Origin of the sequence: Streptomyces sp. Isolate_45 (genome assembly GCF_024721315.2) — a bacterium.
In the GTDB taxonomy this organism is placed as follows: Bacteria; Actinomycetota; Actinomycetes; order Streptomycetales; family Streptomycetaceae; genus Streptomyces.
The window spans coordinates 1-24,716 of sequence record NZ_JANFAK020000088.1; the positions used below are offsets into that span (position 1 = coordinate 1).

The 24,716-nt window shown below is 74.6% G+C and carries 20 protein-coding genes; 14 read left to right on the forward strand and 6 right to left on the reverse strand.

Features of this window, described 5'->3' with window-relative positions:
- Positions 1-47: 47 nt before the first annotated feature.
- Both NOD94_RS25485 and serC read right to left on the reverse strand, forming a co-directional pair.
- Positions 48-860 (reverse strand): hypothetical protein, encoded by an 813-nt coding sequence (locus NOD94_RS25485; protein WP_281208434.1) that lies wholly within the window; start codon positions 858-860, stop codon positions 48-50.
- 304 nt (positions 861-1,164) lie between these two features.
- Positions 1,165-2,283: a phosphoserine transaminase gene (gene serC / locus NOD94_RS25490; RefSeq protein WP_281208435.1), complete on the reverse strand. Its 1,119-nt coding sequence runs from the start codon at positions 2,281-2,283 to the stop codon at positions 1,165-1,167.
- Between the two features lie 85 nt (positions 2,284-2,368).
- Here serC and NOD94_RS25495 point away from each other — a divergent pair, with 85 nt between their 5' ends.
- The 3 genes from NOD94_RS25495 (at position 2,369) to NOD94_RS25505 (ending at position 6,639) form a co-directional block, all read left to right on the forward strand.
- A complete protein-coding gene (locus tag NOD94_RS25495; protein ID WP_281208436.1) occupies positions 2,369-5,110 on the forward strand; it encodes an FAD-binding and (Fe-S)-binding domain-containing protein in 2,742 nt (913 codons plus the stop codon).
- 111 nt (positions 5,111-5,221) lie between these two features.
- Positions 5,222-6,241 (forward strand): EamA family transporter, encoded by a 1,020-nt coding sequence (locus NOD94_RS25500; protein ID WP_281208437.1) that lies wholly within the window; start codon positions 5,222-5,224, stop codon positions 6,239-6,241.
- Positions 6,238-6,639: a DUF1801 domain-containing protein gene (locus NOD94_RS25505; protein ID WP_281208438.1), complete on the forward strand. Its 402-nt coding sequence runs from the start codon at positions 6,238-6,240 to the stop codon at positions 6,637-6,639. Before NOD94_RS25500 ends, NOD94_RS25505 begins: the two co-directional genes overlap by 4 nt.
- A gap of 52 nt (positions 6,640-6,691) precedes the next feature.
- On the opposite strand, the gene NOD94_RS25510 is transcribed toward NOD94_RS25505, so the two are convergent.
- The gene (locus NOD94_RS25510) at positions 6,692-7,651 is read right to left on the reverse strand and encodes a WYL domain-containing protein (RefSeq protein WP_281208439.1); all 960 of its coding nucleotides are present in this window, start codon (positions 7,649-7,651) and stop codon (positions 6,692-6,694) included.
- Positions 7,652-7,747: 96 nt separating this feature from the next.
- Between NOD94_RS25510 and NOD94_RS25515 the strand changes: the two genes are divergently transcribed.
- A complete protein-coding gene (locus tag NOD94_RS25515; protein WP_281208440.1) occupies positions 7,748-8,209 on the forward strand; it encodes a hypothetical protein in 462 nt (153 codons plus the stop codon).
- A 24-nt stretch (positions 8,210-8,233) separates the two neighbouring features.
- Here the strand turns inward: NOD94_RS25515 and NOD94_RS25520 are convergent, their stop codons facing one another.
- On the reverse strand, positions 8,234-9,964 hold the full coding sequence (locus tag NOD94_RS25520; protein WP_281208441.1) for an alpha/beta fold hydrolase: 1,731 nt from the start codon (positions 9,962-9,964) through the stop codon (positions 8,234-8,236).
- Between the two features lie 329 nt (positions 9,965-10,293).
- Between NOD94_RS25520 and NOD94_RS25525 the strand changes: the two genes are divergently transcribed.
- The 7 genes from NOD94_RS25525 to NOD94_RS25555 all read left to right on the forward strand — a co-directional run bounded on the left by NOD94_RS25525 (position 10,294) and on the right by NOD94_RS25555 (position 19,615).
- Positions 10,294-11,097, forward strand: coding sequence for a TIGR03084 family metal-binding protein (locus tag NOD94_RS25525; protein WP_281208442.1), 804 nt, complete (start codon positions 10,294-10,296; stop codon positions 11,095-11,097).
- Complete coding sequence (locus tag NOD94_RS25530) at positions 11,094-13,091, forward strand: acyclic terpene utilization AtuA family protein (RefSeq protein ID WP_281208443.1); 1,998 nt, start codon at positions 11,094-11,096, stop codon at positions 13,089-13,091. Before NOD94_RS25525 ends, NOD94_RS25530 begins: the two co-directional genes overlap by 4 nt.
- The gene (locus NOD94_RS25535) at positions 13,088-14,686 is read left to right on the forward strand and encodes a carboxyl transferase domain-containing protein (protein ID WP_281208444.1); all 1,599 of its coding nucleotides are present in this window, start codon (positions 13,088-13,090) and stop codon (positions 14,684-14,686) included. Before NOD94_RS25530 ends, NOD94_RS25535 begins: the two co-directional genes overlap by 4 nt.
- 8 nt (positions 14,687-14,694) lie before the next feature.
- Positions 14,695-16,614 carry a biotin carboxylase N-terminal domain-containing protein gene (locus NOD94_RS25540; protein ID WP_281208445.1) on the forward strand — a complete coding sequence of 640 codons (1,920 nt, stop codon included), beginning with the start codon at positions 14,695-14,697 and terminating at the stop codon, positions 16,612-16,614.
- Positions 16,611-17,771, forward strand: coding sequence for an acyl-CoA dehydrogenase family protein (locus tag NOD94_RS25545; protein ID WP_281208447.1), 1,161 nt, complete (start codon positions 16,611-16,613; stop codon positions 17,769-17,771). Before NOD94_RS25540 ends, NOD94_RS25545 begins: the two co-directional genes overlap by 4 nt.
- 528 nt (positions 17,772-18,299) lie before the next feature.
- Entirely contained in the window at positions 18,300-19,040 is a 741-nt protein-coding gene (locus NOD94_RS25550) for an enoyl-CoA hydratase family protein (RefSeq protein ID WP_281208448.1), read from the forward strand.
- The gene (locus NOD94_RS25555; protein ID WP_281208449.1) at positions 19,028-19,615 is read left to right on the forward strand and encodes a TetR/AcrR family transcriptional regulator; all 588 of its coding nucleotides are present in this window, start codon (positions 19,028-19,030) and stop codon (positions 19,613-19,615) included. The genes NOD94_RS25550 and NOD94_RS25555 overlap by 13 nt, the downstream gene beginning before the upstream one ends.
- Positions 19,616-19,638: 23 nt before the next feature.
- On the opposite strand, the gene NOD94_RS25560 is transcribed toward NOD94_RS25555, so the two are convergent.
- Together NOD94_RS25560 and NOD94_RS25565 are read right to left on the reverse strand one after the other, a co-directional pair.
- Positions 19,639-20,028 (reverse strand): DUF3592 domain-containing protein, encoded by a 390-nt coding sequence (locus NOD94_RS25560; RefSeq protein ID WP_281208450.1) that lies wholly within the window; start codon positions 20,026-20,028, stop codon positions 19,639-19,641.
- Positions 20,029-20,108: 80 nt separating this feature from the next.
- Positions 20,109-21,215 carry a citrate synthase 2 gene (locus tag NOD94_RS25565; protein ID WP_281208451.1) on the reverse strand — a complete coding sequence of 369 codons (1,107 nt, stop codon included), beginning with the start codon at positions 21,213-21,215 and terminating at the stop codon, positions 20,109-20,111.
- Between the two features lie 238 nt (positions 21,216-21,453).
- Between NOD94_RS25565 and pdxH the strand changes: the two genes are divergently transcribed.
- The 3 genes from pdxH to NOD94_RS25580 all read left to right on the forward strand — a co-directional run bounded on the left by pdxH (position 21,454) and on the right by NOD94_RS25580 (position 24,594).
- Positions 21,454-22,077, forward strand: a complete 624-nt coding sequence (gene pdxH / locus NOD94_RS25570) for a pyridoxamine 5'-phosphate oxidase (RefSeq protein ID WP_281208465.1) — start codon at positions 21,454-21,456, stop codon at positions 22,075-22,077.
- A gap of 402 nt (positions 22,078-22,479) precedes the next feature.
- Positions 22,480-23,085 (forward strand): PH domain-containing protein, encoded by a 606-nt coding sequence (locus tag NOD94_RS25575; protein WP_281208452.1) that lies wholly within the window; start codon positions 22,480-22,482, stop codon positions 23,083-23,085.
- A gap of 174 nt (positions 23,086-23,259) precedes the next feature.
- A complete protein-coding gene (locus NOD94_RS25580) occupies positions 23,260-24,594 on the forward strand; it encodes a PAS domain-containing protein (RefSeq protein WP_281208453.1) in 1,335 nt (444 codons plus the stop codon).
- The last annotated feature ends 122 nt before the right edge of the window (positions 24,595-24,716 follow it).

A 24,716-nucleotide genomic window follows, 5' to 3' on the forward strand; every position in this document is an offset into this window, starting at 1 on the left:
CGGCCGCACGGCGGGTGCGGCGGCCGCCCGGGTGGGAGGGGGTGCGCTCAGCCACGGGACGGGTCGGTGTCGGTGCCGGCGGGGGCCTGTCCGGTGTTCACGGAGCCCTTGGGGGTCCGGTGCTCGCTCGGGCGCAGCGGCTGGACGGGCTTGACGGTGGGCTTCACGGGCGTCACGGGCTTCACGTCCGGGGTGGCCTTGGCCTCGGTGGAGAACTTCACGGTGTCGAACTTCTTGCCGCCCGCGTAGGCGTCGACGCCGTAGTAGCCGGTCTTGACGTCCGGGGCGACGGTGGCGGTGCCGGTGAAGGTGCCCTTGCCGTCGCCCTTCAGGTTGACCTGTCCGCCGGTGAAGGCCGCGGACTTGACGGAGGCGTCCTTCTCGGAGGTCTTCACGGTGACGGTGATCCGGTCGCCGGGCCGGCCGGAGTCCTGGGAGAGCCGGAGGTCGGACGGCGCCGGGGTGGGCTTCGGGGCGTCCGCCTTGACGACGATCCGGGCCGTGGCCCGGAGCTCGGCCCCGTCGGGGCCGGTGCCGGTGAGGGAGACGCCGTAGGTGCCCTCCTTGACGTCGGCGACCTTGGCGGTGCCGCCCCGGCCGTCCGTCATCCGTACGTCGCCCAGGGCCTCGGAGGAGACGGACAGGTGCGTCGAGCCGTCCGGCACCCGCATCTCGAACGAGATCGAGTCGCCGGGCTTCGCCGCCGAGGTCGACAGCTTCAGACCGGTCCGCGTCGGGCCGGCGGTGGGGCCGGCGTCGGCCGCCGGCGAGGTGGTGTCGGCGGCGAAGGCGGTCGCGGTGCCGCCGAGGGCCATCGACGAGGCGAGGACGATCGCCGAGATGCTGAGTGCCTTGCGCATGAGGTCTCCTCCTGAACGGGCCGGGACGTTTCCCGGCACACCAGACATGAGAGACATCCGGGGCGCCCGGTTGCAGGGCTCCCGAAGGGCGGGCGAGGGGGTGGTCGAAGGTCCCCCGGTGTGAAGCGGCAGGCCGGGAGCCCTTCAAGGGTCCTTCGTTTACTGCCTCTTTGCCCCTATTTTTGGGACCTTGGTCCCGACGGGCGAGGGGCTCGGTGGGCGACCCGGGAACGCCGGAGCCCCCGGTGACGTGACGTCACCGGGGGCTCCGGGGCGGGCGGGCCGGCAGGCCCGTCGGGTCGGGTCAGAGCTGCTCGATCACGTAGTCGACGCACGCGGTCAGCGCCTGCACGTCCGCCGGGTCGATCGCCGGGAACATCGCGACGCGCAGCTGGTTGCGGCCGAGCTTGCGGTACGGCTCGGTGTCCACGACGCCGTTCGCGCGCAGCACCTTGGCGACCGCCGCCGCGTCGATGTCGTCCGAGAAGTCGATCGTGCCGATGACGGCGGAACGCTTGGCGGCGTCCTGGACGAACGGGCTCGCGTACTTCGAGGCCTCGGCCCAGCCGTACAGGTTCCGCGCGCTGGCCGCCGTACGACCGGTCGTGAACTCCAGGCCGCCCTGGGAGTTCATCCACCGCAGCTGCTGGTCCAGCAGGAAGAGGGTGGACAGCGCCGGGGTGTTGTACGTCTGGTTCTTCAGCGAGTTGTCGATCGCCGTCGGCAGCGAGAAGAACTCCGGGATGTGCCGGCCGGAGGCGTGCACGCGGGCCGCGCGCTCCAGGGCCGCCGGGGAGAACGCCGCCAGCCACAGGCCGCCGTCGGAGGCGAAGGACTTCTGCGGGGCGAAGTAGTAGACGTCGGACTCGGTGATGTCCACCGGCAGACCGCCGGCGCCCGAGGTCGCGTCCACCAGAACGAGCGAACCGGCATCGGCTCCGGCGACGCGCTTGATCGGCGCGGCGACACCCGTCGAGGTCTCGTTGTGCGTGTACGCGTACACGTCCACGCCCGCCTCGGCGACCGGCTCGGGGTGCGTGCCCGGGTCGGAGGAGATCACGGACGGCGCGTCCAGCCACGGTGCGAGCTTCGCGGCCTTGGCGAACTTGGACGAGAACTCGCCGAAGGTCAGGTGCTGGGACTTCTGCTCGATCAGTCCGTGGGTCGCGATGTCCCAGAAGGCGGTGGAGCCGCCGTTGCCCAGGATCACCTCGTAGCCCTCGGGAAGGGAGAAGAGGTCCCGCAGGCCCTCGCGCACCGAGCCGACCAGGTTCTTTACCGGGGCCTGGCGGTGCGAGGTTCCGAGCAGGGAGGTACCGGTGGCGGCGAGGGCGTCCAGCGCCTCGGTCCGCACCTTGGAGGGGCCCGCGCCGAAGCGTCCGTCGGCGGGCTTGATGTCAGCGGGAATCTGGATCTCAGCCACGAGCGGAGCGTATCGGGTCCGGGTCCGCGCGTCGGAAGCGCGTCCACCGGATGAGACGCCCCGGCGCGGTGGCAGGGTGGGCGCCGTGACGACACCCGGGGAACTGGAACGGACATTGCGGGCGAACCTGCGCGGAGAGGTCGACTTCGGGGCCGCCGCCCGCGCGTTGGTGACCATGGACGCCTCGAACTACCGCCGCGTCCCGGTCGGCGTGGTCACCCCCCGGGACGCCGAGGACGTGGCGACCGCCCTGCGGATCTGCGCCGGGGCCGGGGTCCCCGTCGTCCCGCGCGGCGGCGGCACCTCCATCGCCGGGCAGGCGACCGGCACCGGCGTCGTCCTCGACCTGACCCGGCACATGAACGCCCTGCTCTCCCTCGACCCCGTGGCCGGTACGGCCGTCGTCCAGCCCGGCCTCGTCCTCGACCGGCTGCGCGACGCGGCCCGCCCGCACGGGCTGACCTTCGGCCCCGACCCCTCCACGCACTCCCGCTGCACCCTCGGCGGGATGATCGGCAACAACGCCTGCGGCGCCCACTCCGTCGCCCGGGGCACCACCGCCGACAACGTCATCGAGCTGTCCGTCACCGCGTACGGGGGCACCACCCACCGGCTCGGCACGGGCTGGACCGGCACCCCCGCCGGGCTGCGGGAACTCGTCGAGGGAAACCTGGCCGTGCTCCGCACCGGCTTCGGCGGGCCCGCCGCACCCGGCGCCCCGGCCTTCACCCGGCGGATCTCCGGCTACGCCCTGGACGCCCTGCTGCCCGAACGCGGCGTCGGCGCCGCCCGCGCCTTCTGCGGGAGCGAGGGCACCCTCGGCGTGGTCACCGAGGCGGTGGTCCGCCTCGTCGAACTGCCGCCCGCACCCGTCCTCGCCGTCCTCGGGTACGCCGACGAGGGCGCGGCCGCCGACGCCGCCGCCGGGCTCCTCCCGTACGGGCCGCTCACCGTCGAGGGCATGGCCCAGGACCTGGTGCGCGGGGCGGCGGGGCTGCCCGAGGGCGGCGCCTGGCTGTTCGTGGAGATGCCCGACGAGGGCGCGGCGCGGACCCTGATGCGGGCCGCCGACACCGTCGACGCGCGACTCGTCACCGACCCGGCGGGGCAGCGCGCCCTGTGGCGGATCCGGGAGGACGCGGCGGGGACGGCCACCCGGATGCCCGACGGGACCATGGCCTGGCCCGGCTGGGAGGACTGCGCGGTACCGCCCGCCCGGCTCGGCGCGTACCTGCGGGCGTTCCGCGCCCTGCTGGCGGAGCACGGGCTGCGCGGGACCCCGTACGGGCACTTCGGGGAGGGCTGCGTCCACGTCCGGATCGACTTCGACCTGGTCAGCGCCGAAGGCGTGGCCCGCTTCCGGGCCTTCTCGGAGGAACTCGCCGAACTCGTCGCCGCCCACGGAGGCTCCCTGTCGGGGGAGCACGGGGACGGGCAGGCCCGCGCCGAACTGCTGCCGAAGACGTACGGGCCGGAGGTCATCCGGCTCTTCGGCGCGTACAAGGACCTGTGGGACCCGGCGGGCGGGATGAACCCGGGGATGCTGGTGCGGCCCGCCCGGCTCGACGAGAACCTCCGCTTCGCCGTCCTGCCCGCGACGCCGTTCGCGGCGGAGGTCGCCCGCTGCGTCGGCGTCGCCAAGTGCCGCACCGACCAGCCCGGCGGGCCGGGGGTGATGTGCCCGACGTACCGGGTCACCGGCGACGAACGGCACTCCACGCGCGGCCGGGCCCGACTGCTGCACGAGATGCTGGCCGGGGAGATCGTCACCGACGGCTGGCGCTCCACCGAGGTCGCCGAGGCCCTGGACCTGTGCCTCGGCTGCAAGGGCTGCCGCAGCGACTGCCCGGTCGGCGTGGACATGGCCGCGTACAAGGCCGAGTTCCTGCACCACCACTGGGCGGGCCGGATCCGCCCCCTCGCCCACTACCTCCTCGGCGGCCTCCCCGACCTGCTCCGGCCGGTCGCGGCACTGCGCGCGGCGCCGCTCGTCAACGCCGCCGCCCGACTGCTGCCGGTCCCCGGCCTCACCCGCGAACGGCCCCTGCCACCCGTCGCCCGGACACCGTTCACCCGGTGGTGGGGACGGCGGGAGCGGAGACGGCGGAACGCGGGCGTCGGGGCGCGGGCGGGCACCGTCGTGACCCTGTGGCCCGACACCTTCACCGAGCACCTCGCCCCCGAGGCCGGCCGCGCCGCCGTACGGGTCCTGGAGGCGGCCGGGCTCACCGTCCGCGTGCCCCGGGGCCGGATCTGCTGCGGACTCACCCTCGTCTCCACCGGCCGTCCCGACCGCGCCCGCGCGGTCCTGCGCCGCACCCTGGACGCCCTGGGGGAGGTACGCGGCCCCGTGCTCGTCCTGGAACCCAGCTGCGCGGCGGCCCTGCGCACCGACCTGCCCGCCCTGCTCCCCGACGACCCGCGCGCGGAGCGCCTCGCGGCGGCGGTGCGCACCTTCGCGGAGACCCTGGAGGAGTGCGCCCCGCACTGGACGCCGCCCCGGCTGGACCGTGCCGTCGTCGGTCAGACCCACTGCCACCAGCACGCCGTCCTGGGCGACGCCGCCGACCGGCGGCTGCGGGAGCGGGCCGGGCTCACCGGGGAACTCAGCGGCGGCTGCTGCGGCCTGGCGGGCAACTTCGGCTTCGAGCCGGGCCACCACGCCGTGTCGGTGGCGTGCGCGGAGGAACAGCTGCTGCCGTCGCTGCGCGCGGCCGGGTCCGACGCGGCGGTCCTCGCGGACGGGTTCTCCTGCCGGACCCAGATCGCCCAGCTGGGCGGAGGCCGGGGCCGCCACCTGGCGGAGCTGCTGGCGGAGGCGCTGTGAGGGAGGAGGGCTGTGAGGAGGGAGCGCTGTGAGGGAGGAGCGCTGTGAGGAGGGAGCGCTGTAAGGAAGGACACCGCGTCACGGCCCTTACGTACCCCTTAGTCTGGATTCATGCCCGCACCCTCCTCGTCCCCGACGGCCTCCCAGGAAACCTCCGCCTCCGCGACCGCCTCCGCGACCGCGGGCACGTTCGCCACCGGGGCCGCGCGGCCGGCCCCCGCCGGGCCCGCCCCGACGTCGGCCCGGGCCCGGTTCGGGCCGGTGGCGCTGGTGGTCTCGGCCGGGATCTCGGTGCAGTTCGGGGCCGCCCTCGCGGTCATGATCATGCCGAGGGCGGGCGCGGCCGGGGTCGTCACGCTGCGGCTGGCCGCCGCCGCGCTGGTGCTGCTGCTCCTGTGCCGGCCCAAGGTCCGCGGCTACAGCCGCTCCGACTGGGGCACCGTCCTCGCCTTCGGCGTGGCGATGGCCGGCATGAACGGCCTCTTCTACCAGTCCATCGACCGGATCCCCCTCGGCCCCGCAGTGACCCTGGAGGTCCTCGGCCCGCTGGCCCTGTCGGTGATCGTCTCGCGGCGCCTGGTGAACCTGCTGTGGGCGGGCCTCGCCCTCGGCGGCGTCGTCCTGCTGTCCGGACACGGCGGGGGCGGCCTCGGCTTCGGCTCCCTCGACCCGGCGGGAGCCGCGTTCGCGATCGGTGCGGGCGCCATGTGGGCCGCGTACATCGTCTTCAGCGCCCGGACCGGCCGGCGGTTCCCGCAGGCCGACGGACTGGCCCTGGCCATGGCCGTCGCCGCGGTCATCTCCCTGCCGCTGGGCGTCATCGAGTCCGGGTCCGCCCTGCTGGTGCCGAGCACCCTGGCACTGGGCCTCGGCGTGGCCGTCCTGTCGTCGGTCCTCCCGTACACGCTGGAACTGCTGGCCCTGCGCCGGATGCCCGCCCCCACCTTCGCCATCCTGATGAGCCTGGAACCCGCCATCGCGGCGACCGCCGGCTTCCTGGTCCTGAACCAGGCGATGTCCGCCGTCGACGCCCTCGCCATCGCCCTGGTGATCGCCGCCAGCATGGGCGCGGTCCGCTCCCAGATCGGCGGGCGGGCGAAGCCCGGCCCCGAGGAAGGGGTGTCCGGATGAACCCCGTCACGCCCGACGGCCCGGCCCCCGACGCCCCGGCCCCCGACCCCGTCGCCGCCTACCTCGCCGCCGTCCCGGACGCGCGGCGTCCGGCCCTGACCCGGCTGCGGGAGCTGTGCCGTACGGAGCTGACCGGCTTCGACGAGGTCATCGCGTACGGGATGCCCGTGTACGTCCGGCCCGGTGGGTCCGAAGGCGAGGTCGCCTGGGCGAACCAGAAGCAGTACGTGTCCGTCTACCTGCTGCGCACCGACGTCCGGGACGCCTTCGCCGAACGCCTCGCCGGACACGACATGGGCAAGTCCTGCCTGCGCTTCCGCCACCCGGACCGGATCGACTTCGACCTGCTGCGCGACCTCCTGCGGGCCACGGCCGCGACCCCGGGGGACGTCTGCTGACCCGGCCCGATCGGCCGGGGTCGGGCCGGATCAGGCCCGCGACGCTACGGGTTCACCCGTAGCGGGCCGTCATCGCCGCCAGGGTGGCCCTGACGCGGGCCCGCAGGGCCGGTGGACCCAGTACCTCGGCCTCCGCGGCCAGCGCCAGGAACTGCGCCTCCGCCCGCTCGGGCGACTCGACGGGCAGGACCGCCCGGATCCAGCCCGGCACGTCCGGGTCCGGCCGCCCGGTCGCGGCCAGGGCCCGGGCGGCGGCTCCCGTCAGCTGCTCCGCCGCCCGCGCGGAGAGGCGTACGACGGCCTCCTCCGGGTGCAGCCGCGCGTGGAAGTCGGCCTGGCTGCGCCGCCAGTGCGCGGCCAGGTCGAAGCCCTCCGGCAGGTCGAACCCCTCGTCGCCGGCGGTGACGTCGAGGATCTGGTCGACCCGGTACGTACGCGGCCCCTCCGGCCCCGCCACCAGGTACCAGCGCCCCGCCTTCAGGACCAGCCCGTACGGTTCCAGCCGCCGCTCCACCTCCTGCGGCGCCTTCCACCGCCGGTAGCGCACCCCGATCACCCGGCCCCGCCACACCGCGTCGGCGACCCGCGCCAGGTGCGGGGCCTCCTCGTGCTCCGCGTACCAGCCGTGCGCGTCGAGGTGGAAGCGCAGCCGTATCCGGTCGGCCTGCGCGCGCAGTTCCGGCGGCAGCGCCGCCCGCAGCTTCAGCCGGGCCGCGGCCACGGCCGGGCCGAGCCCGAGTTCCGCCGCGGGCCCCGGCATCCCGGTCAGGAACAGCGCCTCCGCCTCGTCCGCGCTGAGCCCGGTCAGCCGGGTCCGGTAGCCGGCGAGCAGCTCGTAGCCGCCGCTGTGCCCCGCGTCCGCGTACAGCGGGACGCCCGCGGCGGTCAGGGCCTCCGCGTAGCGGTAGACGGTGCGTACGGACACCTCCAGCTCCCGCGCGAGCTCGGCGGCGGTCATCCGGCCCCGGGTCTGGAGCAGCAACAACATCGACAGGAGGCGGCTGGACTTCACTGACAGAGGATGTCAGGGGAGTGTTCCTACGGTTCCACCGAACGCAGCGCCCCGGGGCCGACCGGTGCCGGGGCACGGAGCAGGGGAGCGCACCGCATGAACGACTTCGACTTCCTCGTCGGGACCTGGGACATCGCCAACCGTTGGCGCACCGACTTCCTCGACCCGGACAGCGCGTGGGAGGAGTTCCCGGGGGTCTCGCGGATCTCCCGCCACTTCGACGGCGGCGCGAGCTTCGACGAGGTCGAGTTCCCGACGAAGGGCTTCGCCGGGCTCACCCTGCGCCTGTTCGACCGGGAGCGCGGGGAGTGGTCGCTGTACTGGTCGAGCCGCCGCACCGGAGTCCTGTTCCCGCCCGTCGTCGGCCGCTTCGAGGACGGGCGGGGGGTCTTCGAGGGCGACGACACGCACGACGGCAGGGCGGTGCGGGTGCGGTACCTCTGGTCGGGGACCACGGCCGGCGCGCCGCCCCGCTGGGAGCAGTTCTTCTCCGTCGACGGGGGCGGCACGTGGCTGCTGAACTGGACGATGGACTTCACGCGCAGGCCGGGGTCCTGACGGGCGCGCCCGCCCCGGTTCGGGTCAGCCCAGGGGGAGGTCCAGGTAGGAGGGGGTGGCCTCGGGCGAGGTGAAGGCGAGGGAGGCGCGCGGCAGGTTGGCGTCGGCGTAGAGGGCGTCGCGGCCGGCCATCACCAGCAGCAGGCGGTGCCCGCGCGGGACGTCGTACGCGGTGGCCTGGAGGTCGATGTCCGCACCGACCAGGCTGTCCGGGGCCGACCCGAGGTCGCTGTACGGGGCGTGCGTGACCAGACGGGCCGAGCCGTCGGGTGCCAGGTCCATGAGGTGGGCGACGAAGCTGGAGCCGGGGTTCGCGGCCCGGTAGGTGACCCGCAGCCGGGGGACGCCGCGCAGCCGCAGGGTTTCCTCGGCGGGGGCGCAGACCCATACGGCGGCGACCGCGCGGTCGATGTCGCCGGCCGGGTAGATCTTGGGGCGTCCCGCCATCTCCGCGTACCCGGAGCGGACGACCTCGTCGGCGACGGCCGTCGGGGTGTCCACCCCGCACAGCACGCCGGCGGTCCAGCCCGCCTCGGGCCGTTCGGCGAGTTGCCCGCCGCCGGTGAGGTGCAGCCGGCGGATCCGCCGGGTGAGGGCGTGCCGGGTGGGCCGGTGCTCGACGGTCCCGCTCCACATCACCTCGCCCGCGACCTGGCCGTCCTCGGCGACGCCGTTGGGGGCGCCCATGAGGTGGTGGTCGAACCAGCGGTCGGCGTCCGTCCACACGCGGTCCGGGAGGCCGAGCAGGCCGCCGGTGCCGGGGCCGGCGTGGTCGCCGACGGACAGGACGACGCGCCGGGGGCCGGTGAGTTCGTCGAACAGCTTGAGGGTCTGGTTCGGCGGGAAGAGCGTCTCGTGCCAGGCGTGGGAGAGGAAGACCGGCAGCCGGCGCCGGTTGAACTCCTTGACGTGACCGAAGGGGGAACGTTCCTCCGCCCAGCGCAGGGCGCCCGCGATGTCGCGGCCGGCCAGCACGTCCTCCAGTACGCGTTCCGTCTCCGGGCTCAGCCGGGCCCGGGCGGCGGCCGCCAGGAGGGCCCGCACGGCGCCGACGCGGCGGGTGGAGTTCTCCACGAGGACCTCGCCGAGGTCGCCCCAGGTGCTGAACGCGACGACCGCGTCCACCCGGGGGTCGCGGGCGGCGACGAGCAGGCCGATGCCGGCGCCGTAGGAGACGCCCAGGAACCCGATCCTGGTGACGGGTCCGGCGGTGCGTTGCAGCAGGTGGTCCAGGGCCCGGCTGCCGTCGGCGACGTCGAGGGGGCCCGCGGTGTCGACCCGGCCCGCGGAGGCTCCGAAGCCGCGGGGGGTGTAGGCGAGGACGTCGTAGCCGCGGGTCGCGAACGCACTGGCCCGGACCGCGTACGCGACCCAGCCCAGGTTCGTCCACGGCGCGGGCATCACGACGACCGGCCGCGGCCCGGAACCCTTGCGCCGCCACAGCGCGGCGTCGAGCAGGACACCGCCCGCGCCGGCCACCCGGCCCCGACTGAACACGGCGACGGACCGGACGGCCTCCACCTCGGCTGCCCGCGCGGGCGGCAACCCGGAGGGGTCGCCGCTCTCCAGCGCGGCGGCGAAGGACCCGAGGGCGGCCGCGTCGAGCTCGGGATGGAGGGAACCCACGGGCGGGGTGCACGAGGCGGACGGGGTCGACGGGGCGGTCGGGGTCGACGGGGCGGTCTGGTCGGTCGGGGTCGACGGGGCGGACGGGGTCGGCAGGGTGGACGGGTCGGCCGGGTCGGCTGGGTTCACGGCGGTTCATCCTCTTCGTCGAGGTGACATGGACGTGTTCGGCTGCGACGGCGCACTCCCGGGCCCGGAGCGAAGCCCCCAGTATCGACGCGCCGGCGCGACCTCCTCCCGAACTCCCACCCGCCCGACCGAAACCCCTCCACCCGCCCCGGAGCCCGGCACCGGCCCGTGCCGCGCCGGACCATCCCGAACGGCAAACCCCTCCCGATTCGGCCCGGTTGGCCCGGTTGGCGGGAAGGGAGCGGTCCGCGAGAAAACCATGCAAGCGTGCTTGATTGTTTCTTCGGCGGGTGCCAGGCTTCCCCCACGCCGAGCAGGGGAGCGCAACCGTGCCCGATCCGTCCGCCGTCGCCGTCTTCGCCGATCTCCGTGCGGAGGGAGGTGAACTGGACTCCCTCGTAGCGGAGTTGCCCTCCGCGGACTGGGCGCGGGCCACGCCCGCGAGCGGCTGGGACATCGCCCACCAGATCGCCCACCTGCACTGGACCGACCGGGCCTCGCTGCTCGCCCTCACCGACGCCGACGGCTTCGGGGACATGGTGCGGGAGGCGCTCAAGGCTCCCGACTCGTTCGTCGACGACGGCGCCGCCGAGGGCGCCGCGCTGCCGCCCGCCGAGCTGCTCGCCCGCTGGCGGGCCGGCCGGGTGGCCCTCGACGCCGCCCTCGACGCGGCCTCGCCCGACGCCCGTTTCCCCTGGTACGGGCCGCCGATGAAGGCCAACTCGATGGCGGGCGCCCGCCTGATGGAGACCTGGGCCCACGGCCAGGACGTCGCCGACGCCCTCGGCGTCCGCCGCACCCCGACCGCCCGGCTGCGGCACGTCGCCCGGATCGGCGTACGGGCCCGCGACTACGCGTACGCGGTACGGGGACTGCCGGCGCCATCGGCGGAGTTCCGGGTGGAACTCCTCGCACCGGACGGCGGCGACCCCTGGACGTACGGCCCGGTCGACGCCGGGCAGCGGGTCTCCGGGCCGGCCCTCGACTTCTGCCTGCTGGTCACCCAACGGGCCCACCGGGACGACCTCGCGCTGACGGCCACCGGCCCCGACGCGGACCGGTGGCTGGACATCGCGCAGGCCTTCGCCGGCCCGGCCGGCGCCGGACGCACCCCCCAGGCCGGGCCGCGGTGAGCCGCCGCCCCCTGCGCATCGGCAACGCCTCCGGCTTCTACGGGGACCGCGCCACCGCGATGCGCGAGATGCTGACCGGCGGCCCCCTCGACGTCCTGACCGGCGACTACCTCGCCGAACTCACCATGCTGATCCTCGGCCGCGACCGGCTGAAGGACCCCGGCCTCGGCTACGCCAAGACGTTCCCGCGCCAGCTGGAGGACTGCCTGGCCCTGGCCCACGAGCAGGGCGTACGGATCGTCACGAACGCCGGCGGACTCAACCCGGCGGGCCTCGCCGACGCCGTCCGCGCCCTCGCGGCCAAGGCGGGGATCCCCGTCTCCGTCGCCCACGTCGAGGGCGACGACCTGATGCCGTACGAGGACGGCGCGCTCACCGCCAACGCCTACCTCGGCGGGGCCGGCATCACCGCCTGCCTACGGGCCGGCGCCGACATCGTCGTCACCGGCCGGGTGACGGACGCCGCCCTGGTCAGCGGGCCGGCCGCCTGGTGGTTCGACTGGGCGGCCGACGACTGGGACCGGCTTGCCGGTGCGGTGGTCGCGGGCCACGTCCTGGAGTGCGGAACCCAGGCCACCGGCGGCAACTACGCCTTCTTCACCGCCCACGACGTCCGCCGCCCCGGCTTCCCCCTCGCCGAGGTCTCCGAGGACGGCTCGGCCGTCATCACCAAACACCCGGGCACCGGCGGGGCCGTCACCCCGGGCACGGTGACGGCCCAGCTCCTGTACGAGACCCAGGGCGCCCGCTACCTCGGCCCGGACGTGACGGCCCGCCTGGACACCGTCCGCCTCACGGCCGCGGGGCAGGACCGGGTCCGTGTCACCGGGGTTCGGGGCGAGGCCCCGCCGGACACCCTCAAGGTGGGTGTGACCCGCATCGGCGGCTGGCGCAACGAGGTGGTCTTCGTCCTGACCGGCCTGGACATCGAGGCCAAGGCCGCCCTGGTCCGCGCGCAACTCGCGGAGCCCCTCGCGGAGGTGGGGACGGTCACCTGGACCCTGGCCCGGACCGACCACGAAGACGCCGACACGGAGGAGACCGCGAGCGCCCTGCTGCGCCTCGTCGTCCGCGACGCCTCCCCGGACCGGGTCGGCCGGGCGCTGACCTCGGCGGCCGTGGAACTCGCCCTCGGCAGCTACCCCGGCTTCCACGTCACCGCCCCGCCCGGACCGGCCCAGCCGTACGGGGTCTTCACCTCGGCCCCGGTCCCGGCGGACTCCGTCCCCCACACCGCCGTCCTCCCCGACGGCACCCGCCTCCCCGTACCCGCCCCGCCGCCGCGGGAACCGGCGGACGAGCCGGGCAAGGACACCCACCCCGGCGCGGACGAAAAGCCCCTTGCGAGCCCGCAGAGCCCCGCGCTCGCGCAGAGCCCCACGAACTCCACGCCCCCGCAGAGCCCCACGAACTCCACTCACCCGCAGAGCCCCGCGAACCCCACACCCCCGCAGAGCCCCGCGAACTCCACGCCCCCGCAGAGCCCCGCGAACTCCGCGCCCCCTCAGAACCCCACACCCCCGCAGAGCCCCGCGAACTCCACGCCCCCTCAGAACCCCGCGAGCCCGCACACCCCGCCGGCCCCCACCACCCGCGCCCCCCTCGGCGCGGTCGCCGGCGCCCGCAGCGGCGACAAGGGCGGCGACGCCAACATCGGCGTCTGGGTGGAGAGCGCCCCCGCGTGGGACTGGCTGCTCCGCACGCTCACCGTGGACACCCTGCGCACCCTGCTCCCGGAGACCGCCGAGCTGCCCGTCACCCGCCACGAACTCCCCCACCTGCGGGCCCTGAACTTCACCGTCACCGGCATCCTCGGCGCCGGCGTCGCCTCCGGCCACCGCTTCGACCCGCAGGCCAAGGCCCTCGGCGAATGGCTCCGCGCCCGCCGCCTGGACATCCCGACCGACCTCCTGTCCACCCCGGAGGGGACCCGCGCCCGCCGCCCGGACATCCCGACCGACCTCCTGTCCACCCCGGAGGGGACCCGCCCATGACCCGCCTCGGCACCACCGTCGACCCCCGCAGCCCCGAGCACACGACGGCCCGTACGGCCGCCCTGGAACGCCTCGACGCCCTGCGCGCCGAACACGCCAAGGCCCTCGCGGGCGGCGGCGAGAAGTACACGGCCCGCCACCGCGACCGGGGCAAGCTCCTGGCCCGCGAACGCGTCGAGCTGCTCCTCGACCCCGACACCCCGTTCCTGGAGCTGTCGCCGCTCGCCGCCTGGGGCAGCGACTACCCGGTCGGCGCGTCCATGGTCACCGGCATCGGCACCGTCGAGGGCGTCGAGTGCCTGATCACCGCCAACGACCCCACGGTCCGCGGCGGCGCCAGCAACCCGTGGACCCTGAAGAAGGCCCTGCGGGCCAACGAGATCGCCCGGCAGAACCGGCTGCCCTGCGTCAGCCTCGTCGAATCCGGCGGCGCCGACCTGCCCTCCCAGAAGGAGATCTTCATCCCGGGCGGCGCGATCTTCCGCGACCTCACCCGGCTCTCCGCCGACGGCATCCCGACCGTCGCCGTCGTCTTCGGCAACTCCACCGCGGGCGGCGCCTACATCCCCGGCATGTCCGACCACACCATCATGATCAAGGACCGCTCGAAGGTGTTCCTCGGCGGTCCGCCGCTGGTCAAGATGGCCACCGGTGAGGAGAGCGACGACGAGTCCCTCGGCGGCGCCGACATGCACGCCCGCACCTCCGGCCTCGCCGACCACTACGCCCTCGACGAGTACGACGCGATCCGCCAGGCCCGCCGAGTCGTGGCCCGGCTCAACCACCGCAAGCCGTACCAGGACCCGCCGGCCGCCGCCGAGCCGCTCCACGACCCGGAGGAACTCCTCGGGATCGTCCCGGCCGACCTCAAGACCCCCTTCGACCCGCGCGAGGTCATCGCCCGCATCGTCGACGCCTCCGACTTCGACGAGTTCAAGCCCCTCTACGGGCCCAGCCTCGTCACCGGCTGGGCCACCCTGCACGGCTACCCCGTCGGCATCCTCGCCAACGCCCAGGGCGTGCTGTTCAGCGCCGAGTCGCAGAAGGCCGCCCAGTTCATCCAGCTCGCCAACCAGCGCGACATCCCCCTCCTCTTCCTCCACAACACCACCGGCTACATGGTCGGCAAGGAGTACGAGCAGGGCGGCATCGTCAAACACGGCTCGATGATGATCAACGCGGTCTCCAACTCCCGCGTCCCGCACCTGTCCGTCCTCATCGGCGCCAGCTACGGCGCCGGCCACTACGGGATGTGCGGACGGGCCTACGAGCCCCGCTTCCTCTTCGCCTGGCCCAGCGCCAAATCCGCCGTCATGGGCCCGGCCCAACTCGCCGGCGTCCTGTCCATCGTGTCCCGGCAGTCCGCCGCCGCGAAGGGCCTCCCGTACGACGAGGAACAGGACGCCGGGATGCGCGCCTTCGTGGAGGCGCAGATCGAATCCGAGTCCCTGCCGACGTTCCTGTCCGGGCGGCTGTACGACGACGGCGTCATCGACCCCCGCGACACCCGCACCGTCCTCGGCCTGTGCCTGTCGGCCGTCCACAACGCCCCCGTCGAGGGCGCCCGTGGCGGCTTCGGCGTCTTCCGGATGTGAGCCCGCAGATGACCATCACCTCCCTCCTCGTCGCCAACCGGGGCGAGATCGCCGTCCGGATCCTGCGCACGGCCCGCGCCCTCGGCCTCGCCACCGTCGCCGTCCACTCCGACCCCGACGCCGACGCCCTGCACGTCCGCTGCGCCGACGCCGCCGTCCGACTGCCCGGCGCCGCCCCCGCCGACACCTACCTGCGCGCCGACCTGTTGATCGAGGCGGCCCGGAAGGCGGGCGCGGACGCCGTCCACCCCGGATACGGATTCCTCTCCGAGAACGCCGACTTCGCCCGCCGGGTCCGGGCCGCCGGCCTGACCTGGATCGGGCCGCCCCCCGAGGCGATCGAGGCCATGGCCTCCAAGACCCGGGCCAAGGACCTCATGCGCGCCGCGGGCGTCCCCCTCCTCGACCCCGTCGACCCGGCCGCCGCCACCTCCGCCGACCTCCCCCTCCTCCTCAAGGCCGCGGCCGGCGGCGGAGGCCGCGGCATGCGCGTCGTACGGGACCTCGACACCCTCAAGGAGTCCCTCGACGCGGCCTCCGCCGAGGCCCTCTCCGCCTTCGGGGACGGCGAGGTCTTCGCCGAGCCCTACGTGGAGCGCGGTCGCCACGTCGAGGTGCAGGTCCTCGCCGACACCCACGGCACCGTCTGGGCGCTCGGAACCCGCGACTGCTCCCTCCAACGCCGCCACCAGAAGGTCATCGAGGAGGCCCCCGCCCCCGGCCTGTCCGACACCCTGCGCGCCACCCTCCACGAGGCCGCCGTCGCAGCCGCCCGCGCCGTGTCCTACGAGGGAGCCGGCACCGTCGAGTTCCTCGTCACCGGCGACGGCCGCCCGTACTTCCTGGAGATGAACACCCGCCTCCAGGTGGAACACCCCGTCACCGAGGCCGTCTTCGGCCTCGACCTGGTGGCCCACCAACTGCGCGTCGCCGAGGGCGCCGCCCTGCCCCTCACCCCGCCGCAGCCCACCGGCCACGCCGTCGAGGCCCGGCTCTACGCCGAGGACCCGGCCCACGACTGGCGGCCCCAGACCGGCGTCCTGCACACCCTCGACGTCCCCGGCGGACTCCGCGTCGACACCGGCTTCGCCGACGGCGACACCGTCGGCGTGCACTACGACCCCATGCTCGCCAAGGTCATCGCCCACGCCCCCACCCGCGCCGAAGCCGTCCGTGTCCTCGCCCACGCCCTGGCCGGGGCCCGCGTCCACGGCCTCACCACCAACCGGGACCTCCTCGTACGCTCCCTGCGGCACCCGGAGTTCACCACGGGCCGGCCCGACACCGGCTTCTACGAGCGCCACCTCGCCGCCCTCACCGCGAACACCCCGGACCCCACCACGGCGGTCCTCGCCGCCGCCCTCGCCGAAGCGGCCCCCGTCCCGGGCGCCTCCCTCGCCGGCCGCCTCGGCGGCTGGCGCAACGTCCGCTCGCAACCGCAGACCCGCAGCTACACGGTGTCCGGAACCGCGTACACGGCCCGCTACCAGCAGGGCGGCGTCCTCGTCGACCACCCCGACATCAAGGTCCTCGCCGCCACCCCCACCCGCGTCACCCTGGAAGTCCACGGCGTCCGACGCGTGTTTCACGTGAAACACAATCCGCACACCGGCGAGGTCCACGTCGACTCCACGCTCGGCGCGCACACCCTGCTCCCCGTCCCCCGGTTCCCCGAGCCCGAGGACCACACCGCGCCCGGCTCCCTGCTCGCCCCGATGCCCGGCACCGTCGTCCGCGTGGCCGAGGGCCTCGCCCCCGGCTCCGCCGTCACCGCCGGGCAGCCCCTGCTCTGGCTGGAGGCCATGAAGATGGAGCACCGCGTCCTCGCCCCCGCCTCCGGCACGCTCACCGCGCTCCACGCCGCCCCCGGCCAACAGGTCGAGTTCGGCGCCCTGCTCGCCGTAGTCCAGGAGGAAACGCAGACATGAGCCCCACCATCGAATCCGACGAACACAAGGCCCTGCGCACGGCGGTGGCCGCCCTCGGCCAGAAGTACGGCCGCGACTACCTCGCCCGCGTCGCCCGCGAGGGCGGCCACCCCGACGAGCTGTGGGCCGACGCCGCAGGCCTCGGCTACCTCGGGGTCAACCTCCCCGAGGCGTACGGCGGCGGGGGCGGCGGGATCGCCGAACTCTCCATCGTCCTGGAGGAACTCGGCGCGGCGGGCTGCCCGCTCCTCATGATGGTCGTCTCACCCGCCATCTGCGGCACGGTCATCGCCCGCTTCGGCACCGAGGACCAGAAGCGGACCTGGCTCCCCGGCCTCGCCGACGGCACCCGCACGATGGCCTTCGGCATCACCGAACCCGACGCCGGGTCCAATTCCCACCGCATCACGACCACCGCCCGCCGCGACGGCGACGACTGGATCCTCACCGGCCGCAAGGTCTTCATCTCGGGCGTGGACATCGCCGACGCCACCCTCATCGTCGGCCGCACCGAGGACGCTCGCACCGGCCGTCTCAAGCCGTGCCTGTTCATCGTCCCCCGCGACACCCCCGGCTTCGGCCGCACCGTCATCGACATGGAACTCCAGGCGGCGGAGAAGCAGTTCGAACTCACCCTGGACGAGGTCCGCCTCCCCGCGTCCTCCCTCGTCGGCGACGAGGACGCCGGCCTCCTCCAGCTCTTCGCCGGCCTCAACCCCGAGCGGATCATGACGGCGGCCTTCGCCATCGGCATGGGCCGCCACGCCCTCGCCAAGGCCGTCGACTACGCGAAGACCCGCCAGGTCTGGCGGGAGCCCATCGGCAGCCACCAGGCCATCGCACACCCCTTGGCGGCCGCCCACATCGAGCTGGAACTGGCCCGCCTCATGATGCAGAAGGCCGCCCACCTCTACGACGAGGGCGACGACATGGCCGCCGGTGAAGCGGCGAACATGGCCAAGTACGCCGCCGCCGAAGCCTGCGTCAAGGCGGTCGACCAGGCCGTCCACACCCTGGGCGGCAACGGCCTCACCCGCGAGTACGGCCTGGCCTCCCTGATCACGGCGGCCCGCGTCTCCCGCATCGCCCCGGTCAGCCGAGAAATGATCCTCAACTTCATCTCCCACCAAACCCTGGGCCTCCCCAAGTCCTACTAGAAGCCCCATGAAGGGCTCCCCGGACGGCCCCCAGCGACGCCTCCCAGAAGGGCTCCCAGACGGCCCCCAGGGAGGGCTCCCAGACGGCCCCCCAGGGAGGGCTCCCAGACACCCCCCCCAGGGAGGGCTGCCCGGCGGGCTCCCAGAAGGGCTCCCAGAAGGGCTCCCAGGCGGGGCCTCCAGGCGGGGCCTCCAGGGAGGGCCCCAAGGCGGGGCCCCAAGGCGGGGCCCCCAGGGAGGGGCCCCTGGGGCGGGCCCACCCAGGGCGGGGACGGGGTGGGGTGCCGTCCGGGATGTAAAACGTGATTTGTTGGCGCACACCCCCGCCCGCAAACTCAGACCCGGAACGGGCGCCATAAATCATGCCCATCCCGGACGGCACCCCACCCCGTCCCCGCCCGCCCGCCCCACCCCACCCGCCCGCACCCACCCGCACCCGCACCACCACCCACCCCACTCACCCGCACCCACCCGCACCCGCACCCGCACCCGCACCCACCCCACCCACCCCGCCGGTCCGGAGGACCCATGCCCCCCCTCGTAAACGCCGGCCAGGCGAACGGCATCACCACCCTCACCCTGAACTCCCCCCCCACCCGCAACGCCCTCTCCGCGCAACTGGTCGCAGACCTCCGCACCGCCCTCGCCGAAGCCGCCACCGACCCCGACACCCGAGCCGTGGTCCTCACCCACACCGGCAACACCTTCTGCGCCGGCGCCGACCTCAAGTCCCCCTGCGACCCGGCCGACTTCCTCGCGCTGCTGCGCGAGGCGACCGAACTCCCCAAGCCGATCGTGGCCCGCGTCACCGGCCACGTCCGCGCCGGCGGCCTCGGCCTGCTCGGCGCCTGCGACATCACCGCCGCCGGCCCGCGGTCCACGTACGCGTTCACCGAGACCCACCTGGGCCTCGCCCCCGCCGTGATCTCCGCGACCCTGCTGCCCCGCCTCGACCCCCGCGCCGCCTCCCGCTACTTCCTCACCGCCGAAGTCTTCGGCCCGGCCGAAGCCACCCGCATCGGCCTGCTCACCCTGCACGCCGAGGACGACGTGGACACCGCGCTCGCCCCCGTGCTCGACGGCCTGCGCAGGGCCGCCCCGCAGGCCCTCGCCACCACCAAGGCCCTGGCCACCGCCGCGGTACGGGAGTCCCTGGACCGCGACGGCGCCCGCCTGACGGAGCTGTCCGCGGCGGTCTTCGCCTCCGCCGAGGCCCGCGAGGGCATCACCGCCCGCTTCGAGCGCCGGGACGCGGCATGGGTACGTTGACCGGCCCCAAGCAGGCCCGCAGCCGGGTCACCCGACGCCACCTCCTGGAGGCCGCCGTCGCCTGCCTCGCGGAACACGGCTGGGCGGGTTCCACCGTCGCCGTCGTCGCCGAACGGGCCGGGGTCTCCCGGGGCGCCGCCCAGCACCACTTCCCGACCCGCGAAGCCCTCTTCACCGCGGCCGTCGCGTTCGTCGCCGAGGAACGCTCCACCGCCCTGCGCGAGCTGTTCCACGCCGCCCCGGCCCCCCGCCCGGCCGTGGTCGAGGCCATCGTCGACCTGTTCACGGGCGCGTTGTTCCGGGCCGCGCTCCAGCTGTGGGTGGCCGCATCCAACGAGGAGCAACTGCGCCCGCAGGTCACCGACCTCGAAGCCCGGGTCGGCCGCGAGACCCACCGCATCGCGGTCGAGCTGCTGGGCGCCGACGAGTCCGTGCCCGGCGTACGGGAGACCGTGCAGGGCCTCCTCGACATGGCCCGCGGCCTCGGCCTGGCCAACGTCCTCACCGACGACACGGCCCGCCGGGCCCGCGTGGTGGCCCAGTGGTCCCGCATCCTGGACGCGACCCTGACCTGAACCCGGCCGCCACGCCCCCCACGTCAGATCCGGGCCGCCGCCGCCACCGCGATGCCGAGGGACACGCCCATCAGGGCGTACAGGTCGTAGTGCCGCCAGGGGGACTTCCGTGCCGTGAGCGCCGTACCCGCCCGGGACGGGTCCCGGGGGTCGTACAGCACCTCCACCGGGTCGCCCTCGCGGGTCCCCGGCGGGCACTCCCGCTGGCCCGCCTCGTGCGTGCGGGTGCGTCCGTCCGGCGCCGGGTAGCGCAGCGTGATCCGGGCCTCCCCGCCGTGCGCGGGCCGGCGCACGGCGGAGCAGCGGGCCGTGACCGCGACGCCGCGCCCGTGCAGGACCGTCCGCCGCCGCAGCAGGCACACCGCGGTCACCAGCGCGCCGACGGCGAGGACGAGGTAGGGGATCTTGGACACGGGGGGCTCCGTACGTGGCGAGGGCGCCGCACCCCGGTGAGGGTGCGGCGCCCGTCGTGCGAAAGGGGGTCCTGGGAGGATCAGGCCGTCTCGGCGATGTCGGCCCAGCCCTCGATGTCGCGGGGGTCACGACGGCCCGGACCGGTGTAGCGGGCCGACGGGCGCACCAGGCGGCCCGTCCGCTTCTGCTCCAGGATGTGCGCCGACCAGCCGGCGGTACGGGCGCAGCTGAACATGGACGTGAACATGTGTGCCGGGACCTCCGCGAAGTCCAGCATGATCGCGGCCCAGAACTCCACGTTGGTGGCGAGGACCCGGTCGGGGCGGCGCGCGTGCAGCTCCTCCAGGGCGGCCTTCTCCAGCGCGGCCGCCACCTCGTAGCGCGGGGCGTCGAGTTCCTTGGCGGTGCGGCGCAGCACGCGGGCGCGGGGGTCCTCGGCGCGGTAGACGCGGTGTCCGAAGCCCATCAGGCGCTCGCCCTTGTCGAGGGCCTTCTTCACGTAGGCGACGGCGTCGCCGGTGCGCTCGATCTCCTCGATCATGCCGAGCACGCGGGACGGGGCGCCGCCGTGCAGCGGGCCCGACATGGCGCCGACCGCCCCGGACAGCGCCGCCGCGACGTCGGCGCCGGTGGAGGCGATGACGCGGGCGGTGAAGGTGGAGGCGTTCATGCCGTGCTCGGCGGCGGACGTCCAGTAGGCGTCGACGGCCTTGACGTGCTTGGGGTCCGGCTCGCCCCGCCAGCGGATCATGAACCGCTCGACGACGGACTCGGCCTTGTCGATCTCGCGCTGCGGCACCATCGGCAGGCCCTGGCCGCGGGCGGACTGGGCGACGTACGACAGCGCCATGACGGCGGCCCGTGCCAGGTCGTCGCGCGCGGTCCGCTCGTCGATGTCCAGCAGCGGTTTCAGGCCCCACACGGGGGCGAGCATGGCGAGCGCGGACTGGACGTCGACGCGGATGTCACCCGAGTGCACCGGGATCGGGAAGGGCTCGGCGGCCGGCAGCCCCGGGTTGAACGCACCGTCGACCAGCAGGCCCCAGACGTTCCCGAAGGAGACGTGTCCGACCAGGTCTTCGATGTCCACCCCCCGGTAGCGGAGCGACCCGCCCTCCTTGTCGGGCTCGGCGATCTCGGTCTCGAACGCGACGACCCCTTCGAGTCCGGGTACGAAATCGGACATCAGGCGGCTCCTCAGATAGTGCGAACACGCGCGGCTCCCGGCGTGATTCGCGGTCCGGCGCGGTCATCCCCGTTGATGCCCGGCACGGCCGAAGGTCATCCGTACGGGGGCCCTCGGACCGGCCCCAAGATTTTGTCCGCTCCGGATGTCCTGCGGAAGCGTGACATACGGCACACCGTCGGCCGGCGTCCTGCGGCAGGATGGCCGCGTGAGCGATCAGGACCTTGACCCCGCCGTCATGCGCAAGCAGTACCGTTCCGAGATCGTCCGGGAGGAGGGCCTCGCGGACGGGCCGATGGAGCAGTTCGGCCGCTGGTTCCAGCAGGCGGCCGACGCGCACGTCTTCGAACCCAACGCCATGGTCGTCGCCACCGCGACCCCCGACGGGCGGCCCAGCACCCGCACGGTGCTGCTGAAGCGGTTCGACGAGCGGGGCTTCGTCTTCTTCACGAACTACGGCTCCCGCAAGGGCGTCGAGATCGCCGCGAACCCGTACGTGTCGCTGCTCTTCCCCTGGCACCCGATCGCCCGCCAGGTCGTCGTCACCGGCACCGCCTCCCGGATCGGCCGCGACGAGACCGCCGCGTACTTCCGTTCCCGGCCGCACGGCTCCCAGCTGGGCGCCTGGGCGAGCGAGCAGTCCCGGGTGATCGGCTCCCGGGAGGAGCTGGACCGCCGGTACGCGGAGCTGGCCGAGCGCTACCCGGAGGGCGAGCAGGTTCCGGTGCCGCCGGAGTGGGGCGGGGTGCGGGTGGTGCCCGACGCGGTGGAGTTCTGGAACGGCCACGAGAACCGCCTGCACGACCGGCTGCGCTACGTCCTGGACGGCGAGAAGTGGCGGATCGAGCGGCTCTGCCCGTAGGGCGTCCCCGGCGGGGTCCGGGAGGCGCGCAGGTCAGGGAGGCGCGGGAACGCAGGCGACCCGCGGGCTCGGGTTCCTCTCCTGCAGTGAGAGGAGCCGGCCGGACGTACCGGCGAGCCCGCGGGTCGGGTGACTGCTTGGGATTGGCGCCTGACGGCTGCGCCGGGCACCGCACTGGGTGCGTTGCGACAACGGGCCGTCAGCCCGCAGCCACCTCACGCGTCCGGTTTCCGTACATTGCGGTAACCACCTCCCTTCTCGTGTGCTCCAGAGCCTAAATCCGCTCCGCCGGGCCCTCAACTTATTTATCGGGACCTACCGGAACGGCCGCAACTCACCTATCCGGCACCGGAGTTCCTTCCTACACTGGCCGTGGCCGTCCCGCAGCGGGGGAGGGGTGTCATGGGCGCAGGGTTGCTGCCGCGCGACTACCGGGTCCGGCCCGCGCGGCTCGCGGGCGTCCACCTCGCGGTCGGGATCGGAACGCCCTGCGTGCTGCTGGTCGTGCTGACCATGGAGCACGTGGCCCCCGGCGTGAAAACGCTGATCGCCGCCCTGGTCGTCGCCCTGTTCGGTTGGCTCGTACGGGCCTTCCGGCGCTGCTCGACCACCATCGACCGGGACGGCATCCGGGTCCGCCGCCTCACCGGAACCCGCCGGCTGGCCTGGGCGGACGTCCAGGACATCCGGGCGGCGCCCAATCCCGGCGCGGCCATGGCGCGGAACCAGCCGCTGGTCCTCTCGTACGCCCACGACCGGACCGGTCGCCGGGTCCAGCTCGTGTGCGTCGACGACGACCACGTCGACGTCACCCGCGAGATCGCCGTGATGCGGGCCGCCTGGCAGGAGCTCCGCGGCCCCGACTGGGCGGCCGACCCCGAGGTCCGGCGCAGGATCGAGCGCCGGGCCCTGCGCGAGGAGCGCGGCGAGGCGGCCGCGCTGCGGGGCTGGGGGGCCGCCGGCGCGCTCCTCGCGGCCGGGATGGTCTTCCTGGTCCTCGCGGACTGAGCGGCCCTTCGGGAGGCCTGCGGAGGGGCCCGTCGAAGGGCGTGTCGACGGGCGCACCGAAGCGCGTGGCGAAGGACATTCCGGGAGGAATGCGGGAACCGGGTGTGGCCTGCGTCACGTTCCAGTTGAATGATCCGACGTGCCGCACACGCGAACACCTGCAGGGGGTGCCAGGTGAGTGCTTCCGGTCGTGGTGAGACCGCCGACGATCTGCTCGCAGCGCTGCTGGACGGGATGGACGCCGCCCTGTGCGCGTTCGACTCCGACGGCGTGATCACCCACTGGAACCGGGAGGCGGAGCGGATCCTCGGCTGGTCCGCCGCCGAGGCCGTGGGCCGCGAGGGCTTCGCGGGCTGGGCCGTGCGCGCCGCCGACGCCGACGACGTGCAGGACCGACTCATGTCCGCCCAGGACCTGCCCGGACGCCAGGTCCACGAGTTCGCCCTGCTCACCAAGGACGGCGGGCGGATCCTCGTCCGCACCCAGTCCGCCGGGGTCCCCGGCGCCGACGGCAAACCCGCCGGCGTGTACTGCGCCTTCAGCGAGGTCCACGCCCAGATCGACCTCGAACGCTCCATCGCGCTCAGCGAGGCCCTCATGGACGACGCCTCCTGGGGCGTCGTCCTCGTCGACGTCGACCTGCGCCCGGCCGTGGTCAACACGCACGCGGCCCGCGCCTTCGGGGCGGGCCGCGGCGCACTCCTCGGCCGACCCCTCGGGGACCTCCTCGTCCAGGGCGTCGAGGAACTGGAGGGCGCGCTCCAGCACGTACTGGCGGAAGGGGCGCCGCCGTCGCCGCTGGAACTGTGGGTCTCCGTACGGACGGCCGAAGGAGTCCGGCGCCGGTGCTGGCGCTCCGGCTTCCTGCGGCTGGCCTCACCCCTCGCGGAGGAACCCGTACCGCTCGGGGTCGGCTGGCTGTTCCAGGACGTCACCGAGGCCCGGCGGGCCGAACTGGACACCGGGCAGCTCCGGTTCCGGACCAACCAGCTGCACCGCGCCGGCCGGGCCGCCGCCGAATGCGCCGACCCGGCCGAGGCCGCCGCCGTCCGGCTGGACTTCGCCCTGGCCGGCTTCGCCGACCACGCCCTGGTCGACGTCCTCGAAGGGGCGCCGGGACCCGACGCCCCCGACCGGGGCAGAAGGCTCGTCCGCTCGGCCGTGTCCCCCTCCGGCCTCGCCCTGCTGCTCCCGGGACCGGGCACCATCCCCGTCCGCTACGAGAGCGCCCACCCCGCGCTCCAGGCCCTGGACCGGATCGGCCCCGTACGGGCCAGCACCCCCGGCGGTACGCAGGACGAGGGCTGGGCCCGGACCCGGCACTGGCCCGCCGGGGCGACGCACGCCCTGTGCGTGGTGCTCCGCAGCCGAGGCCGGACCCTGGGCGCGCTGACCTTCCTGCGCGGCTCCTCCCGCCCGGCCTTCGAGCGCGCGGACGCCCTCTACGCGGAGGAGGTCGCGGCCCGTGTCGCCGCCGACCTGGACCTGGCGACGGCCGGCCCGCTCTGACGGCCGGCCCGCTCCGACGGCGGGCCCGCTCCGACCCCGAGCCCACTTCCTCCCCGTGCCAGGGCGTGTTGTGAAGGTCCCGCCCGGCCCGCGACGCCCGGCGGGGGCCGGGCACCGCGCGC